Source organism: Zhongshania antarctica, from assembly GCF_014202945.1.
Taxonomy (GTDB): Bacteria; Pseudomonadota; Gammaproteobacteria; order Pseudomonadales; family Spongiibacteraceae; genus Spongiibacter; species Spongiibacter antarcticus.
Genome location: NZ_JACHHW010000005.1, coordinates 112,538 through 130,129, shown reverse-complemented (window position 1 = coordinate 130,129; position 17,592 = coordinate 112,538). Strand labels below are relative to the sequence as shown.

Here is a 17,592-nt window from a genome sequence, read left to right as displayed (position 1 = left end):
AAATGGATTAACGGGACGATTATATGAATACGATAATTATGGCCGGTGGCAGCGGAAGTCGTTTATGGCCTTCTAGTCGAAGCTTATTCCCCAAGCAGTTTCTATCTGTAGTGGGAAATGACACGATGCTGCAAGCCACGCTTGCGCGGGTCGACGGTTTGAATAGTGGCAGTACGTCGGTTATTTGCAATGAAGAGCACCGCTTTGTGGTGGCGCAGCAGGCCCAGGATTTTGGCGCTGAATTAAGTTCTATTATTTTAGAGCCTGTTGGTCGCAATACGGCGCCAGCGATTGCGTTAGCGGCCTTTGATGCACTTGAGTCTGCTGAAGATAAAGCGCCATTGTTGCTGATTATGGCGGCAGATCATGTGATTAATGATGTGGCGGCGTTTCATTCGGCGGTTGAAGTGGCGCAGGCGCAGGCTGAGGCGGGAAGTTTAGTGACCTTTGGGATTGTTCCCGAGTCTGCGCATACGGGTTATGGTTATATTCAGCGCGGCGCTGAGGTGGCTGGTAAGGGCGGTCAAGACGGGGCGTACGTAGTTTCTCGTTATGTTGAGAAGCCGGATGCGGCAACAGCACAGAGCTATATGGAAGCGGGTGGCTATTATTGGAATAGCGGCATGTTCTTGTTTGCCGCCGATGTGTATTTAAATGAGTTAAAGGCGTTTAGGCCCGATATTTATACTGCCTGCGAAAAAGCCTTTGCGAATCGTCAGCGCGATAAGGATTTTTTACGTATAGATGCCGATGCCTTTATGGCCTGCCCAGATGAATCTATTGATTATGCGGTGATGGAAAAAACTGACAAAGCAGTGGTGGTGCCGCTTTCTGCGGGTTGGAGTGATGTGGGGGCGTGGTCTTCGTTGTGGGAAATTGGCGACCAAGACGCATCTGGCAATGTGAGCAGTGGTGATGTGCTGAGCCACAATACTGTTAACTCGTATATTCGCGCAGAGCACCGTTTGGTGGCCACGGTGGGTTTAGACAATGTGGTGGTGGTTGAAACTAACGATGCGGTGTTGGTGGCAGCTAAAGACCAGGTGCAAGATGTTAAAAAGATTGTTGAGGCTTTAAAGGCCCAGAATCGAAGTGAGGTTTCGCAGCACCGTCATGTTTATCGGCCTTGGGGTGTTTACGACTCTATCGACAATGGCGAACGTTATCAGGTTAAGCGGATTACCGTAAAGCCGGGGGCGAAACTGTCGGTGCAAATGCATCATCACCGTGCGGAACATTGGATTGTGGTGTCGGGTACCGCCAAGGTAACCAATGGCGATAAAGAGATAATGTTGACTGAAAACCAATCGACGTATATTCCGGTTGGGGTTGTACATGCCTTGGAAAACCCAGGGGTGATTCCGCTGGAGTTAATTGAAGTGCAGTCGGGCTCGTATTTGGGTGAAGACGATATAGTGCGCTTTGAAGATAGATATGGAAGGGTGCCTAAGGCTTAGTTATAGGCTGGTAGCGTATTTTTGCACTCCGTTGCTGAGATGGACCCCCTGCCTTCGCAGGGGCGGAGTCCGAGCCTCCGCAGGAGCGACGCCCGAACCTTCGCAGGGGCGACGCCCGAACCTTCGCAGGGGCGACGCCCGAACCTTCGCAGGGGCGACGAAGCGTTTGTGTTTCGGGCATTTCGTCATACCTTCGTAGGAAGGTATCCATATGAGCGCAGCGAATGCTTATTGAGGCAGCGTTTAAGCCCGAACTCCGTTGCAGCAATGGACTCCTGCCTTCGCAGGAGTGACGAAGCGTGTGCGTTTCGGATATTCGGTTCTGCCTTCGCAGGAGTGACGTTGGGCGATAGTTTCAGCGTAAGGTCGCCGGGCGGCGATGTTGGTGCCATTTCTTCGCTGGGGTGATGGTCGATAGCCCAGTGTATTGCCGTCATCCCTGCGAAGGCAGGGAACCATATGAGCGCAGCGAATGCTTATTGAGGCAGCGTTTAAGCCCGAACTCCGTGGCAGCAATGGACCCCCTGCCTTCGCAGGGGCGGAGTCCGGCTTCGCAGGAGTGACGAATGGTCTGTGTTTAGGGTGTTTCGTCATACCTTCGCGGGAATGACGAAGCGTTTGTGTTTCGGGTGTTTCGTCATACCTTCGTAGGAAGGTACCCATATGAGCGCAGCGAATGCCGTTGCTTCAAACGTCCCGCGTCAGTCTTCCAGCACACCTTATCGTTTTGCGCTCCGTTTCGGGGATTGTCTGCTACTTTCGTGGTTTTTCTCTGTGATACACTCCTGCCATATTTATGCTTCTTGTGGTCCTATTCAATGAAAGTTACTGTTTTTGGTATTGGTTATGTGGGCCTTGTGCAGGCCGCTGTTTTGGCTGAGGTCGGCCACGATGTGGTGTGTGTAGATATTAATGCCGAGCGGGTCGAGAACCTTAAAAAGAGCATTATCCCTATTTATGAACCCGGTTTAACGCCGTTGGTGCAGCGTAATTACGAGGCGGGTCGGTTACAGTTCACCACCGATGCCGCCCATGGTGTTCAGCATGGTCGTATACAGTTTATTGCAGTGGGCACCCCACCCGATGAAGATGGCTCTGCCGATTTACAGTATGTGTTGGCGGTGGCGAAGACCATTGCGACGTATATGGAATCGCCCAAAATTATTGTGGATAAATCCACTGTGCCGGTGGGTACCGCCGATAAGGTGAGCGCCTGTGTGGCAGCGGTGTTGGCTGAGCGCGGCGTTGAGCTGGGCTTTGATGTGGTGTCTAACCCAGAGTTTTTGAAAGAAGGCGCGGCGGTGGCCGATTGCCAGCGGCCAGACCGGATTGTGATTGGTACTGATAGCCCAGCAGTAGAAGAAAAAATGCGGGAGTTGTATGCGCCATTTAACCGCAATCACGAGCGTATGATTGTGATGGATGTGCGCTCAGCGGAGCTAACCAAATACGCCGCCAATTGCATGTTGGCGACGAAAATCAGCTTTATGAATGAGATGGCGAACCTGGCGGAATTGTTGGGTGCCGATATTGAAAAGGTGCGGCAGGGCATTGGTTCTGACCCGCGTATTGGTTACCACTTTATTTATCCCGGTTGTGGTTACGGCGGGTCTTGCTTCCCCAAAGACGTGCAGGCCTTGGTTAAAACGGCTGAGAAGGTCGGTTATGTGCCCGCTTTGTTGAAGTCGGTAGAGCAAGTGAACTACCGCCAAAAAGATAAATTGTTTGCGCATGTGCACGCCTATTTTGACGGTGATTTAGCGGGTAAGCGCATTGCCTTGTGGGGTTTGTCGTTTAAGCCAAACACCGACGATATGCGCGATGCGCCAAGCCGCGTGCTAATGGAAAAATTGTGGGCCGCTGGTGCGGTGGTGCAGGCTTTTGACCCCGAGGCGATGAATGAGGCACAGCGCATTTATGGCACCCGCGCTGATTTGAGCTTGATGGGCACCAAAGAAGCTGCCCTGCGTGGCGCCGATGCCTTAGTGGTGTGTACCGAATGGAATGCCTTTAAAGCACCGGATTTTGAGGTTGTTAAAGAGCATTTGAAACACCCCGTTATTATTGATGGCCGCAATTTGTATGACCCAGATATGCTTGAGGCTTATGGGATAGCTTATTACGGGATTGGGCGGGGACGGAGTGTGGCGACCTCATAATCAAATTCGTCATACCTGCGCAGGCAGGTATCCATATGAGCGCAGCGAATGCTCTGTGGTGGTCGCGTGAAATCCGGACTGCGTTGCTGGAATGGACTCCTGCCTCCGCAGGAGTGACGAACAAATTCAATTTGCAGTATTTGCTGTCATGTCTGCGCAGGAGTGACTAATGTATATAGGGAGGCCTAACCCCCCGAAGTCATACCTGCGCAGGCAGGTATCCATGTGAACGGCTACGTAGTGAATGCTTCTTGGTGGTAGTTTCTGAGTTTGGTCTGTACTGATCGATGAGTGATATTGTTACTATTTACTCGTATACATTTTTACGATGTCCAACACGCAGCACTAAAACGACTAGTCTGCCGTCTTCAAATTGGCAGATTATGCGGTAATTGTGGACACGGTAAAGCCACAGCCCGGTCATATCGCGGGAAAGTGGTTTTCCAACGCGGCGGGGGTCTTCGTTGGTGGCAATGCGTTCCCGGAAATAGCGCAGAATTTCTTGTTGTGCTTTTCGGTCGAGTTTTCGGAGTTCTTTCGCTGCCGCGTCGTCAAACTCAATTTCCCACGTCAAGATCCTGCTGCATATCGTCCAAGGTCCAGCGTTTACCAGGATTCTCTAGTCGGTTGGCGGCCAAGTATTTATCTTCCAGATCATCTATATGTTCTAGAATTGCTTCTTTGGCATAAAACGTTTTGGTGCGGCCGGTTTTGGCTGCTAACGCAGTTAAGCGCGCCTCGATGTCTTCAGGCAATCTAATGGCAAGCATGGCAACCTCCTATGCTATACGCGTATGACGTGTATAGCATAGCAGGCTGGCATCTACTACTCCACTGGAAATAGTTGGTGTGTAGAATGATGTCTTCGCAGTTAGGGTAGGTATAGCAGGTCGTTGTGTTGGCCCCATCCAAGGTTTTCCTCTTCAAGCGTTAGTTATTCCCCGGTGTCTTGCATTACCATAAGGCTTTTTACAGTGGATGTTGTTGCATGAAAACAATTCTTGTTACCGGCGGTGCTGGGTATATTGGCAGTCACACGGTTGTGGAGCTGCTTAAGGCCGGTTATGGGGTGGTGATTGTTGATAATTTGGTGAATAGCAATTTGGCGGTGCTGCCACGCATTGAGACGATTTGTGGCAAGGCCCCGGTGTTTGTGAATGCCGATGTTCGCGATGCCAGTGCCATGGCTGCGGTGTTTGCTGCGCATGCGATTGACGCGGTGATTCATTTCGCCGGTTTGAAGGCTGTGGGCGAGAGTGTTGAGCAGCCCATTCGGTATTACGAGAATAATGTGCACGGCACTATGGTGTTGTGTCAGGCAATGGCTGACGCTGGGGTGTTTAAACTGGTATTTAGTTCCTCTGCCACGGTGTATGGGCCAGATGCCCCCGTGCCCTATGTTGAAACAATGGCGCTGGGCCAGCCATCTAGCCCTTATGGCGCGTCTAAGGCGATGGCCGAGCGGATTTTGGCCGATTTGTGTGTGTCGGATTCGCGCTGGGCAATTGCGGCGTTGCGGTATTTTAATCCGATTGGTGCCCATGAATCGGGTTTGATAGGCGAGGACCCCAAGGGCATCCCCAATAATTTAATGCCGTTTATTGCCCGCGTTGCCGTTGGCAAATTGGCTGAGCTAGCAATTTTTGGTAATGACTACGACACCCCCGACGGCACCTGCCAGCGCGATTATTTGCATGTGGTAGATTTGGCTGAGGGCCACTGCCAGTCACTGTTGGCGCTTGAAAAGCCGGGTTTGCACGCCTTTAACTTAGGCACCGGCCAAGGTGTGTCGGTGTTGGATATGGTAAAGGCGTTTGAGGCCGTCACTGGCCAGCCAGTACCGTATAAAATCGCGCCCCGCCGCAGTGGTGATTTACCCGCGTTCTGGGCCAATGCCGATAAAGCCAAGCAGGAACTGGATTGGGCCGCTGGCCGTAGTCTAGAGCAAATGATGGCCGACACCTGGCGTTGGCAGAGCGGCAACCCAGATGGCTTTGCACAAGAGTGACGCTAGACGACTATTCGGTGTTATACCTGCGTAGGCAGGGGCAGGTATCCATGTGACCGGTTTGTACCTATTTGCTGTCATCCCTGCGCAGGCAGGGATCCATATGAGCGCAGCGAATGCTTCGCGGTGGCTGCGTGAAATTCGCACTCCGTTGCAGCAATAGACTCCTGCCTGCGCAGGAGTGACGAGTAATTAAATTTACCGTATTTGTTGTCCTGCCTGCGCAGAAGTGGGGAATGCTTAATTTGTAGTCATACCCCTGTGCCGCATTAAGTCATCCCTGCGGAGGCAGGGATCCATATGAGCGCAGTGAATGCTTTGTGGTGGCAGCGTGAATTCCGCACTTCGTGGCTGAGATGGACTCCTGCCTGCGCAGGAGTGACGAGTAATTAAATTTACCGTATTTGTTGTCCTGCCTGCGCAGAAGTGGGGAATGCTTAATTTGTAGTCATACCCATGTGCCGCATTAAGTCATCCCTGCGCAGGCAGATATCCATATGAGCGCAGCGAATGCTTCGTGGTGGTCGCGTGAAATTCGTACTTCGTTGCGGAGATGGACCCCCTGCCTTCGCAGGTGCAGAGTCCGGCTCCGCAGGAGTGACGAGTAATTAAATTTACCGTATTTGTCGTCATACCCTCGTAGGGTTGGCGAATGATTAATTGTTGTCATCCCTGCGGAGGCAGGGATCCATATGAGCGCAGTGAATGCTTTTGCGCCGTTAAAGCTTATTTAGGCTTTTATCTTTCTCCAGCTGATAGCTTTGCAGGTCTTCTGCAAGCAGTAGGTTCCCCTGGTAGTGTGCGCGGGCTTCTTTGTAGAGGTCTTTTACGGTGTGCTGGGCTTTGTGTTTGTTTTTGGATGAGTGGCCACTGCGATAGCGTTGACTGAAGTGGGTGAGTATTAGGTGGGGGAGTTCAGTGTCGGTGGCAGTTTTGGCAACCATGGCGGCGGTGCTGTGCATGTATTTGGGGCCAACTTTGGCGAAGACGTCTTCGGTGAAGGTGGCTTCGTGAATGAGTAGGTCGCAGTCTAGCAGTGCCTGATGCAGTAGGCTGGGTTGGTCGTTGTCGCCACCAACCACTATTTTGCGGGCCGCCCAGGCGGGCGTGCAAACCTCGTTGGCGCGAAGGGTGTTGCCGCTGGGTAGTGTTACATCGTCACCTTGTTGTAATTGGTGCCATAGTGGGCCGCGGGGTACGCCAAGGTCATCGAGTTTGGTTTCGTTGATGTGGGTTGGGGGTATTTCTGTAATCTGGTACGCGAAACAGGGAACTCGATGTGACATTTCGATGGCGCTAACTTCGATGGCGCCGTCGTTGTAATAAAAATCCGGCTGGTCGCTGCGCACAAAATTCAGGGGAAAGCGCATATTGTGGACGTCGGTAAGGGCAAAGGTATTGCGAACGTATTGCTCTATGCCGTCTGGCGCGCAGACCGTGAGTGGCTCGGTGCGGCCGCTCATATTGGCGCTGGCAATAAGGCCTGGCAGTCCGTAGCAGTGGTCACCGTGAACGTGGGTGATAAAGATGGCTTTGAGTTTAGCGCTGGAGTGGTGGCTATGCAGTAAGCGATGCTGAGTGCCTTCGCCGCAGTCGATTAAATACCAGTCACGGTTGTCGTCTATGTTCAGCGCTAGGGCGGTGACGTTGCGTTGCGCCGTTGGCGTGCCGGCGCTAGTGCCTAAAAAAGTAAAGCGCATAAATTCGGTTTGTTACTCCGTGTGGGATTTCATTGTGTGCTATTTACCTTGGCGTTGCCCGAGTATTTGCAGGGTGTTGGGCGATGGCTGGGCCTCTAGCATTGCTGTAATGCTGTCGATGAGATTGCTGGCCATAAAGTCGGTGTCACGTATCATTGGGTCTAATTGCCGATTTCTACGTACCCGCGCATGGTCAGATATACCGTGAAAAGCGAGGACATTCATCATGAGAATGCGTTGCTGGCCAATTTCTGGGGGCAGGTGAGTTAGCTGGTTGCCGGCAAGTTTGGCCAGTTTGGTCTCTCTGGGTATTTGCACGGGATGTGCCTGTGGCAGGCTGTAGCCCAAGGTGTTGCTGGCAATAAGCTCAGCGCTAATGTGTATATAGGCTTCGCCACCGTCGGGGTCGGTGAGTTTGTCCAACAGTGGTTCGACAATGGCGGTGGCCAGTAAGCGGGCCACGGGCTGTGTGGTGGCGAGTAAGGCGTCGATTAAATCGGCGCGCTTAGCGGCTACGCCGGGGCTGTGTTTATCAAAAATAGCCTGTAGCAGGCCGGTTTTGTTGCCAAAGTGATACTGCACCGCGTTGCGGTTGTTTTGGTTGGCTTCGCGGGTAATGGTATTGATCGACACCGCTTCATAGCCTTGCTCGGCAAACAGCAGCTCGGCGGTGCGAATAAGTGCTTCGCGGGTGCGCACGCTGCGGCTGTCTTTTATGGTGCTCACGTTCATGGTGTTACCGCTGTGTTTGGGTTTTATAAATTATTCTAAGTTATTGGTAAGCTTAGCAAAAAAATAAAACTAATAAACCTTGTTAGAGCTTGGCTTGCCGTTTAATCGTGTGTGTTTGCCCACGCTAAACCTACTATTAGCATAGCCTGTTATTGTCAATTTGCTGCGCCGTTTGGGTGAGGCGGCGGCGGGATCTTTGTATTAATGTTGCAGCTGCTGACTCATTTGAGTTGGCCTATGACAATAATGACAGGGGAAGGGATTAGCGATGAAGTTTGCCTACCACCACAGTATGTGCCCGCAGGAGCAGTATGCGCCCCTGACCTTGGAAGCCGAGCGGCTGGGCTTTGATACGATTACCATGCCCGACAGCATTTGCTATCCGAAAGAGGCGAGTTCCAAATACCCTTACAACGCTGATGGCAGCCGCGAGTTTTTAGACGGGGTGCCATTTATGGAGCCGTTTTTACTGACCGCGCATTTGGCGGCATTGACCAGCACTATTCGATTTTCTACCTCGGTGCATAAGTTGGCAGTGCACGAGCCGGCCTTAATTGCTAAGTCTTTGTCGACACTGGCGGTGTTGAGCGGCAATCGCTTTACCTACGGCGTGGGTATTAGCCCGTGGGCAGAAGATTTTGAAGTGACCAATGTCGCGTGGGAAAAACGTGGCAAGCGCATGGACGAAATGATTGAGATCATTAATGGACTGATGAGTGGGGAATACTTTAGCTATAAGGGGGATATGTTCGAACTGCCCGCCATAAAACTATGCCCAGTACCCTCTGTGCGCCCGCCGATACTGGTCGGCGGCCACTCCATTCCGGCATTGCGCCGCGCCGCGCGATTAGGCGATGGTTGGATTGCGGCCGGTGGCGAGCTTGAGTCTATTAAGGAAATGATCGATAAAATTAATGGCTTTCGCAAAGAGTACGGTCGCGATCACCTGCCTTTTGAGTTTCAAGCGATGACGGCGGAAGCCTATAGCGCCGACGGCATAAAGCGTCTTGAAGACATCGGTGTAAATGAAGTGCTGGTTGCGTTCCGTGATGTCTATGCCTCTGAAGCCGATGATAAAACCGTTGAGGAGAAAATAGGCATGATGGCTTGGTACGCGAATGAGGTGATTGCTAAGTCTAAGTAGCGAAATACGTGAGGGCGGTGGGGTGTAAAGTATTCGATATGCACTCCGTTGCTGAAATGGGCCCCTGCCTTCGCAGGGGCAGAGTCCGGCTTCGCAGGAGTGACGCATTTTAATACGAGCGTTATCCCTGCGTAGGCAGAACCATATGAACGTAGTGAATGCATAGTGGTGGTCGTGTGAAATCCGTACTTCGTTGCTGAGATGGACTCCTGCCTGCGCAGGAGTGACGATTTTAATGCGAGCGTTATCCCTTCGCAGGAGTGACGCATTTTAATATGAGCGTCATCCCTGCGTAGGCAGGGAACCATATGAACGCAGTGAATGCTTAGCGGTGGCCGCGTGAAATCCGTACTTCGTAGCTAAGATGGGCCCCTGCCTTCGCAGGGGCGACGTATTTTAATACGAGCGTCACCCCTGCGCAGGGATGGAGCCATATGAGCGCAGTGAATGCATAGTGGTGGTCGTGTGAAATCCGTACTTCGTAGCCGAGATGGACCCCCTGCCTTCGCAGGGGCGACGTATTTTAATACGAGCGTTATCCCTGCGTAGGCAGAACCATATGAACGCAGTGAATGCTTAGCGGTGGCCGCGTGAAACCCGTACTTCGTTGCTGAGATGGACCCCCTGCCTTCGCAGGAGTGACGATTTTAATATGAGTGTCATCCATGCGTAGGCAGGGGCAGGTATCCATGTTAGCGGAGCGAATGCTTTAAGGGGGAATTTTGCACTTCGTTGCTGAGATGGACTCCTGCCTGCGCAGGAGTGACGCTCAATTTCACTTGTGTATTTGCTGCCAGGCTTTTGCAGTAGCGACGAATTTTTAGGATTTTGGTATTTCGTCGTACCGTTGCCGGACGATTATTTTGGTCTCATACCTTCGCGTCATCCCTGCGTAGGCAGGGATCCATGTGAGCGTTAGCGAATGCTCCCTGAAGTAATACTCAAATCCCTATGTCGTCGGGCTTTTCAGTACGGCAATAAGTCTAAATAAATACTCTGCTTTGGCCTCGCGTTCTTCAAAGGGGCACATCAACAGGTTTTTGGCCATGCCGTTAACGAGGTCAAAGGCGATGCTGGTGATGTCGCTGGCGCTTATGTCGTTGCGCACGTGGCCGCTGGTCTGCATATTGGCGATCATTACCGCCATTAATTCCCGAAACTGGTTGTTTTTGTCGCGTTCGGCTTCAAGGCTGTCTTTGTGGGTGAGCGCGAAGGTGTGCAGGTTCAGGCGCACCCGCCATTCCAAGTCGGATTCTTCATCTAGCGGTAGACCAGCTTTAATGACGGGCACAAACGAGTCGATATTAGGGCTTTCGTAGGCGATGGCTTCTTGCATTCGCAGGTCGATGCGTTGATCTGCCCAGCGGAAGGCGGCGATGACGATTTCTTCTTTGCTACTGAAATAATGGGACAGCACACCAATGGAGCAGCTTAGCTCTTTGGCTAGGGCTCTTGTAGTAAGCGCTTCTAAGCCCTTGTTTGCAATGAGTTTTGCGGCGGCGCCAGCGACTTCTGCGCGGCGGATATCGTGGTCTACTTTCCTCAATTGGTAACCCTTATTATCTGGTGTTGGCCGGTGGAAATGGCTGTGGCAGGGATAATATACCGAATATGACGAATATTTCATATCGGACGCTTGATATGTATGCGAGCCCCGCCTATGATTGCCCACAAATAACATCACAATAATCCCCCTTCGGAGGGCTGATAATGGCTACTGCAGTTAACCAAGACTATAAAGAATGTAAAAACAACGAGAAATTGGACCATATTCCGGGTTCCTTTGGTTTGCCTGTCATTGGTCAGACATTTCAGCTGGTGAAGGACTTGTACGGCACTATCGATCGCCAGTATAAGGAGTTCGGCAATGTGAGCCGCTTTGGCTTGGCGGGCTTCCGCGGCGCACTGCTGATTGGTCCCGATCTATATAAAGAAATTATGTTAGATAGGGATAAAAATTTCTCAGCCGAAATGGGTTATATGGGATCGCTGGGCCGTTTCTACAAAGGCGCTTTGTTACTGCGTGATCATGAAGATCATCGCTTCCAGCGTCGTATGATGCAGTCAGCGTTTAAAAATGACGCAATGAAAGGTTATATCGGCACCATGGGGCCGATGATCGCTGACGGTATTAGTGGCTGGGGTGAAAAAGGCGAGTTGCTATTTTTTCCTGGAATCAAGAAAATTCTGCTTGATGTGGCGGCGCGAATTTTTGTCGGTCTGGACGAAAACGATGAGCGTGCTGAAAAGCTCAATAAAGCGTTTTTGGATATTACCGATGGCTTGATGGGTATCGTCACCAAAGAATGGCCTGGTACTAAGTTTCGTAAAGGTAAAATCGGTGAGCGCTATCTTATCGAGCTCTTTGGAGGCCTAATCGAAGAGCGTCGCAATGGTGACGGCACGGATACATTTAGTTATTTTTGCCGAGAGAAGACTGAAGACGGCGAATACTTCTCTAATGAAGACATTGTCGCGCATATGAGCTTCTTGCTGTTCGCCGCCCACGACACCACAACCAGTGCGCTAAGCCACATGCTTTTCCACTTGGGCCAAAACCCTGAGTTACAGCAGCGTCTGCGCGAAGAGGCCATGTCGATAGATAAGCCTTATCTCGATTACGAAGATCTAGAAAATATGCCGCTGATGGAAGTGGCCGTTAAAGAAGCGTTGCGCCTTCACCCTTCCGTTATGATGATGCAGCGTCGCACCATTAACGACTGCGAATTGGGTGGATATAAAATCCCGGCTAACACCATTCTGTTTTTAGCACCGCAGCACACCCACCGCATGGCGGAGTACTGGGATGAGCCACTTAAGTTCGATATCGACCGTTGGTTGGAGCCGCGTAACGAGCACAAACGCCACTCATTTAGCTGGGTTGGCTTTGGCGGCGGTGCCCATAAATGTATCGGAATGCACTTTGCACTGATGCAAGTGAAAAACTTCATGCACCAATTCCTGCGCCAGTATGAGTTCCACTTGGCCGATGGTTTTAGCGACAAAATGCAAACCGTGCCGCTGCCAAAGCCGGTTGATGATTTGCCGCTGGTATTGAAGCGAATAGGCTGAGCCCCTGGCGTTAGATGCAAGACGCAGAACAAGGTCATACCTGCGCAGGCAGGTGTCCACCTGAGCGCAGCGAATGCCTTTGCAGGCAGCGCTAAATTTAATACTTCGTTGCTGAGATGGGCCCCTGCCTCCGCAGGGGCGACGCTCGAACTTCGCGTTAGCGATACGGTATCCGCTAGGGGATACCTCAGCGTCATACTTGCGATGGTAGGGGCAAGCATCAGCCAGAACGAGGTCATACCTGCGCAGGCAGGTATCCATGAGAGCGTAGCGAATGCTTTTGTTAGCAGCGCTAATTTTAATACTACGTTGCTGAGATGGGCCCCTGCCTTCGCAGGGGCGACGCTCGAACGTCGCGTGAGCGATAGGGGATGCCTCAGCGTCATACTTGCGATGGTAGGGGGCAAGCATCAGCCAGAACGAGGTCATACCTGCGCAGGCAGGTATCCATGAGAGCGTAGCGAATGCTTTTGTTAGCAGCGCTAATTTTAATACTACGTTGCTGAGATGGGCCCCTGCCTTCGCATGGGCGACGCTCGAACGTCGCGTGAGCGATAGGGGATACCTCAGCGTCATACTTGCGATGGTAGGGGCAAGCATCAGCCGGAACGAGGTCATACCTGCGCAGGCAGGTATCTATGAGAGCGTAGCGAATGCATTTGTGGGCAGCGTTAATTTTAATACTTCGTTGCTGAGATGGGCCCCTGCCTCCGCAGGGGCGACGTTAGAACGTCGCGTAAGCGATACGGTATCCGCTAGGGGGATGCCTCAGCGTCATACTTGCGATGGTAGGGGCAAGCATCAGCCGGAACGAGGTCATACCTGCGCAGGCAGGTATCCACGTGAGCAGCGAATGCCTTTGCAAGCAGCGCTAATTTTAATACTTCGTTGCTGAGATGGGCCCCTGCCTCCGCAGGGGCGACGCTAGAACGTCGCGTGAGCGATACGGTATCCGCTAGGGGGATACCTCAGCGTCATACTTACGATGGCAGGGGCAAGCATCAGCCAGAACGAGGTCATACCTGCGTAGGCAGGTATCCACGTGAGCGCAGCGAATGCATTTGCGTCTTGCGCCAGACGTGTGTCGTCTGACGCTTTGGTCGTTTCTCAACTAAATTGCAGTTATCAAAGAATAAAAGAGGGCGTATATGAAACTCGGATTACATCTTGGCTACTGGCAAAAAAATCCAACCGATCGTTTTATTGAACTAGCCCAAAAAGCCGAAGCGTTTGGTTTTGATTCGGTGTTTACCGCCGAGGCCTATGGCTCAGATTGTTTTACGCCGCTGGCCGCAATTGCGGTATCCACCAGTAAAATTCGCTTGTGTACTGGGGTCATGCAAATTTCGGCAAGAACGCCCGTGTGCGCTGCAATGTCGGCGCTAACCTTGGATCATATTTCCAATGGTCGCCTTTGTTTGGGCGTTGGGGTTTCTGGTCCGCAGGTTGTTGAGGGTTGGTATGGTCAACCTTTCAAACGTCCACTCGAGCGTACTCGTGAATGGCTGGATATTTTTCAGCAAGTCATTGCCCGCGAAGCGCCGGTTGCGCTAAATGGTGAACAATATAAGTTGCCCTATGATGGTCCCAATAATCTTCATTTAGGTAAGCCGCTAAAGAGCATCACTCACCCACTGCGTAAAAAGATTCCGGTATTTTTGGGCGCCGAAGGCCCTAAAAACATCGCCTTGGCGGCAGAGCGATTTGACGGTTGGATGCCAATCTTTGTCTCGCCTTATCGCATGAATATTTTTGACGATAGCTTGGCGAGTAAGCCGGAAGGCTTCGAGATTAATGCGATGGTGAATTGCATTGTGAACGATAATCTTGAAGAGGCTATGTATCCAGGCAAAATGACCATGGCCTTGTATTTAGGTGGTATGGGAGCCAAGAAAGACAATTTCCATAAAAACCTAATGGGTCGCATGGGTTTTGGTGACGAAGCGCAAAAAGTGCAAGACCTTTGGTATGCCGGTAAGCATGACGAAGCCATCAAGGCCGTGCCAGATGCCCTGGTTGATGAAATTTCATTGCTAGGTCCTAAAGAGCGAATCCGCGAACGCCTGCAAGATTGGAAAAAGTCTGACGTAACAACACTGATGATTGGCCATGCCGATAATTTTGATGTCTCGGTAAAGACGATGGAGTTTATTGCTGGCGAAGTCGTTTAGGTTTTACGCTGCTTAACGCTTGGTGGGAGACGGAAGGTGCAAAAGCCCGGCATTGCGCAGTGCTGTGCAAAACCACCGAGCAATATTTACTTCGTCGATAACTAGACTCCTGCCTTCGCAGGAGTGACGAATAAATTAAATTTACAGTATCTTTTGTCACAACTGCGCAGAAGTGAGGAATACTTAATCTGTAGTCATACCTCCGTGCCGCATTTAAGTCATACCTGCGCGTCATCCCTGCGGAGGCAGGGACAGGTATCCATGCGAGCGTAGCGAATGCCCGTATGTGCCTGACTTTCACGCTAAACATCCCTTCATCCAAACGGATGATTCTTTCTGAAATTTATGTCGCTACGCTACATGTCTGTAAATTCGTGTCATTCCAAATAATAAAATGGGTTCGTCAGAGAATCCGAGGGTAAGTTTATGGCCATGGATCACGTTTCGCGTGGGGTGTTATTGGGCCTGGCGGTCACCGCATTTTCGTCATCGCCGCATGCGGCGGAAGTAGTTGGCGAAAAAAGGAGCTTATCTTCTGCACTCGAAGAAGTGCTTGTTACGGCGCGAAAGCGCGCTGAAAATATTCAAGAAACACCGGTGGCGGTGACGGCTATCAGCGGCGACGATTTGCGCGCGCAGGGCATTTTAAGCACGTCGGAGCTGAGCAAGTCAGTGCCGAGTTTGCAGATAAATGACAGCACCGCGCCGCAGATTTTTATTCGCGGTATTGGCCAGCGAGCGCCAATGGCACGATTTGATCCCTCGGTTAGTGTTTACCTCGACGGTATTTTTATTCCCCGCCCTGACGGCCAGCTTTTAGACACCATCGATATTGAAAGTGTGCAGGTGCTGCGTGGCCCTCAAGGTACGTTGTTTGGTAAAAACAATACCGGCGGCGCGCTGGTGTTCACCTTAATTAAGCCGGGTGAGGAGCCCGGTGGTTATGTTGAGGGCGCCTTGGGAAATTACGGCGAACAGCGAGTTCGCGCGGCGCTGGATATGCCGGTCAGTGATGAGTTCTTAACGCGGCTGGCGCTGGCCAGTCATCGCCGCGATGGTTTTTTGCGTGATCCGTCCTCGTCGAACAACCAATCGGTAGATCGGCTCTCGGCAATATTCCAAACTCGCTGGTTGGCTTCCGACGCAATTACCTTAGACACCATGACGTTTTTGGGTAAAACGCGTGAGCGGTTTCCGTCGTATCATTGCTCGGTTATTAATGAAGACGCCTTGTTCATCAACGGCTTGGGCATATTGTGGCCGGGCGATACTGACCCCAGTAATCCCAGCGCTTATCAAGATAACTGCAAGGCCAATGATCGCGACAGCCTGCCAGATTTAGTGACCAATCAAGGGTCAACGCAGCGGCAAATCAAACATCAAGATACCTTGATGTTTGGCGCGACCCTGAATTGGGAGCTGAATGAGAATCACAGTTTGAAAACGATTCTTGGGTACCGCGATGCCATTAAAAAGGGACCTCAGCAGACGGCTGACGAAGGCGGCCCAGAGGCCTTTTTGCGTGGCATTGTCTTGGATGATGCCGACCAAGAGTCCTTAACCCTAGAGTTGCAATTAAACGGTCAATTTTTTGATGGCGCCGTGGAATATGCCACGGGTGTGTTCTGGCAAGACGAGTTTAAATCTGAGCGCTATTTGTTGAGTAGTCCGCTAGTGGGTGTCGACGCGATCAATCTTGCCCAGCTTGCGGCGGGCCGTGTACCCGACGCGTCACTGATTCCGCCGGGCGGCAGTGCGCCGCCAATTGTCGGCGCATTAGTGCCCTTAGACACATTGCAAGATTTCGATATTGACGGTGAGACGCTCGCCATATTTACCCAAGCGACATGGCACATAAATGAGCATTTTGAACTGACCCTCGGTGGGCGCTATACCGAGGAAGATCGGCAGTCGGAACTGATTACCCGCACCTCAGACCTGGCGGCAGTCACTGATATCGTGAGCGCCGATCCACGTTTCGTTACCCTAGATCCCGCTATGGGTTTACTTACCTATTTAGGCGTTTGGGCGGAAGATCCGATCAGTCTGGCTAACGATATTTTGAAGGCATCGGTCAGTGGCGAAGTTGGCTCACCTCTGGGGGCGCCGGTTCGAGATTATATGGATAGTACTTTTAAAGAGTTTACACCGATGGCCTCGGGTTCTTGGTTGGTGCCTGATGCTTGGTTAGACGGCAGTTTTATTAGCTCGGGTATGGCATACGCTACGTGGAGCAATGGTTTTAAATCCGGCTTTCACGAGCCCAGCGGCGTAGATGGCTTGTTAGTGGTGGAGCCTGAGGCACTGGAAAACAGGGAGATTGGCTTTAAGATCGATGCACTTGAGCATTCACTGCGCGTAAACGTTGCCCTGTATTCAATGACTTTTGAAAATATGCAGCTAATCACCGTGGGTTTGGACTCGGCCAATAGCTTAGTGGTGACCTCCCAGAATGCCGGCAAGTCGATGATTGAAGGTGGCGAGATTGAGATTTTATGGCTGCCCAGCCCGGAAATGTTGGTGTCGCTAACCTACAGTAATAATAACTATAAGTTCTTGGAGTTTGACGATGTCGCGTTAACGCCACTGGCCGTCAGCGGCGAAAAGGTGGTGTTGGATCGCAGCGATGAAGAGTTTGCCGTGTCGCCCCGTCAGTCTGCCTCCTTGGGTGTGCAATACACCATCGTTAGCGATATTGGCTTAATTGTTCCGCGCTTCGACCTTAGCTATAAGGGCGAGACCTATATGGGCTTTGATGACGGTTCTTGGGAAGTGACTAAAACAAATCCCGGTGCCGTCTATGCCGATGATTATATATTGCTTGATGCGCGTCTGAGCTGGACCAATATAAATGACGACCTGAGCATTGCCGCCTATGTTAAAAACCTAACGGATGAGCGCTACGATATTGGCGCGGTGGCGACGGGTGAATCGCTTGGCACCTTTGCGCGAGTATTAGGTGAACCACGCTTTTACGGCGTGGAAGTGCGCAAGACGTTTTGAGGTCGCGCAGTAATGAAGGGGCCACAAAACGTAAAATATCGGAGGTCGTGGTGCTGAATGCGTAGCACAAGAGCTTTATCGCTGAGTCTTGATCCGCACTCTGTCGTTGAAATAGACCCCTGCCTTTGCAGGGGCGGTGCTCGGCC

At 51.6% G+C, this 17,592-nt stretch carries 12 protein-coding genes; 7 read left to right on the top strand and 5 right to left on the bottom strand.

Annotation, left to right across the window (positions count from 1 at the left end):
* Nucleotides 1-23 precede the first annotated feature (23 nt).
* Both HNQ57_RS09835 and HNQ57_RS09830 read left to right on the top strand, forming a co-directional pair.
* Nucleotides 24-1,457, top strand: coding sequence for a mannose-1-phosphate guanylyltransferase/mannose-6-phosphate isomerase (locus HNQ57_RS09835; protein WP_184462552.1), 1,434 nt, complete (start codon nt 24-26; stop codon nt 1,455-1,457).
* 818 nt (nt 1,458-2,275) lie between these two features.
* Nucleotides 2,276-3,616, top strand: coding sequence for a UDP-glucose dehydrogenase family protein (locus tag HNQ57_RS09830; protein WP_184462551.1), 1,341 nt, complete (start codon nt 2,276-2,278; stop codon nt 3,614-3,616).
* A gap of 307 nt (nt 3,617-3,923) precedes the next feature.
* Here the strand turns inward: HNQ57_RS09830 and HNQ57_RS09825 are convergent, their stop codons facing one another.
* On the bottom strand, nt 3,924-4,190 hold the full coding sequence (locus tag HNQ57_RS09825) for a type II toxin-antitoxin system RelE family toxin (protein ID WP_184462550.1): 267 nt from the start codon (nt 4,188-4,190) through the stop codon (nt 3,924-3,926).
* The gene (relB, locus tag HNQ57_RS09820; protein WP_184462549.1) at nt 4,174-4,386 is read right to left on the bottom strand and encodes a type II toxin-antitoxin system RelB family antitoxin; all 213 of its coding nucleotides are present in this window, start codon (nt 4,384-4,386) and stop codon (nt 4,174-4,176) included. The genes HNQ57_RS09825 and relB overlap by 17 nt, the downstream gene beginning before the upstream one ends.
* A 218-nt stretch (nt 4,387-4,604) precedes the next feature.
* Between relB and galE the strand changes: the two genes are divergently transcribed.
* On the top strand, nt 4,605-5,624 hold the full coding sequence (gene galE, locus HNQ57_RS09815; protein WP_184462548.1) for a UDP-glucose 4-epimerase GalE: 1,020 nt from the start codon (nt 4,605-4,607) through the stop codon (nt 5,622-5,624).
* 719 nt (nt 5,625-6,343) lie between these two features.
* Here galE and HNQ57_RS09810 read toward each other — a convergent pair.
* Complete coding sequence (locus HNQ57_RS09810; protein WP_184462547.1) at nt 6,344-7,324, bottom strand: ribonuclease Z; 981 nt, start codon at nt 7,322-7,324, stop codon at nt 6,344-6,346.
* 39 nt (nt 7,325-7,363) lie between these two features.
* On the bottom strand, nt 7,364-8,056 hold the full coding sequence (locus HNQ57_RS09805) for a TetR/AcrR family transcriptional regulator (protein WP_184462546.1): 693 nt from the start codon (nt 8,054-8,056) through the stop codon (nt 7,364-7,366).
* A gap of 268 nt (nt 8,057-8,324) precedes the next feature.
* Between HNQ57_RS09805 and HNQ57_RS09800 the strand changes: the two genes are divergently transcribed.
* Nucleotides 8,325-9,200 carry a TIGR03619 family F420-dependent LLM class oxidoreductase gene (locus HNQ57_RS09800; protein WP_184462545.1) on the top strand — a complete coding sequence of 292 codons (876 nt, stop codon included), beginning with the start codon at nt 8,325-8,327 and terminating at the stop codon, nt 9,198-9,200.
* A 949-nt stretch (nt 9,201-10,149) separates the two neighbouring features.
* Here the strand turns inward: HNQ57_RS09800 and HNQ57_RS09795 are convergent.
* Entirely contained in the window at nt 10,150-10,827 is a 678-nt protein-coding gene (locus HNQ57_RS09795; RefSeq protein WP_184462544.1) for a TetR/AcrR family transcriptional regulator, read from the bottom strand.
* Nucleotides 10,828-10,910: 83 nt separating this feature from the next.
* Between HNQ57_RS09795 and HNQ57_RS09790 the strand changes: the two genes are divergently transcribed.
* The 3 genes from HNQ57_RS09790 (at nt 10,911) to HNQ57_RS09780 (ending at nt 17,446) form a co-directional block, all read left to right on the top strand.
* Nucleotides 10,911-12,272 carry a cytochrome P450 gene (locus HNQ57_RS09790; protein ID WP_184462543.1) on the top strand — a complete coding sequence of 454 codons (1,362 nt, stop codon included), beginning with the start codon at nt 10,911-10,913 and terminating at the stop codon, nt 12,270-12,272.
* 1,148 nt (nt 12,273-13,420) lie between these two features.
* Nucleotides 13,421-14,443, top strand: a complete 1,023-nt coding sequence (locus HNQ57_RS09785; protein WP_184462542.1) for an LLM class F420-dependent oxidoreductase — start codon at nt 13,421-13,423, stop codon at nt 14,441-14,443.
* 426 nt (nt 14,444-14,869) lie between these two features.
* Nucleotides 14,870-17,446, top strand: coding sequence for a TonB-dependent receptor (locus HNQ57_RS09780; protein ID WP_184462541.1), 2,577 nt, complete (start codon nt 14,870-14,872; stop codon nt 17,444-17,446).
* Nucleotides 17,447-17,592: the final 146 nt, after the last annotated feature.

Coding starts and splice junctions, on each gene's coding strand:
- galE (WP_184462548.1), top strand. CDS start 4,605: ATGAAAACAATTCTTGTTACCGGCGGTGCTGGGTATATTGGCAGTCAC.
- relB (WP_184462549.1), bottom strand. CDS start 4,386: ATGCTTGCCATTAGATTGCCTGAAGACATCGAGGCGCGCTTAACTGCG.
- HNQ57_RS09790 (WP_184462543.1), top strand. CDS start 10,911: ATGGCTACTGCAGTTAACCAAGACTATAAAGAATGTAAAAACAACGAG.
- HNQ57_RS09785 (WP_184462542.1), top strand. CDS start 13,421: ATGAAACTCGGATTACATCTTGGCTACTGGCAAAAAAATCCAACCGAT.
- HNQ57_RS09830 (WP_184462551.1), top strand. CDS start 2,276: ATGAAAGTTACTGTTTTTGGTATTGGTTATGTGGGCCTTGTGCAGGCC.
- HNQ57_RS09800 (WP_184462545.1), top strand. CDS start 8,325: ATGAAGTTTGCCTACCACCACAGTATGTGCCCGCAGGAGCAGTATGCG.
- HNQ57_RS09810 (WP_184462547.1), bottom strand. CDS start 7,324: ATGCGCTTTACTTTTTTAGGCACTAGCGCCGGCACGCCAACGGCGCAA.
- HNQ57_RS09780 (WP_184462541.1), top strand. CDS start 14,870: ATGGCCATGGATCACGTTTCGCGTGGGGTGTTATTGGGCCTGGCGGTC.
- HNQ57_RS09805 (WP_184462546.1), bottom strand. CDS start 8,056: ATGAACGTGAGCACCATAAAAGACAGCCGCAGCGTGCGCACCCGCGAA.
- HNQ57_RS09835 (WP_184462552.1), top strand. CDS start 24: ATGAATACGATAATTATGGCCGGTGGCAGCGGAAGTCGTTTATGGCCT.
- HNQ57_RS09795 (WP_184462544.1), bottom strand. CDS start 10,827: ATGAAATATTCGTCATATTCGGTATATTATCCCTGCCACAGCCATTTC.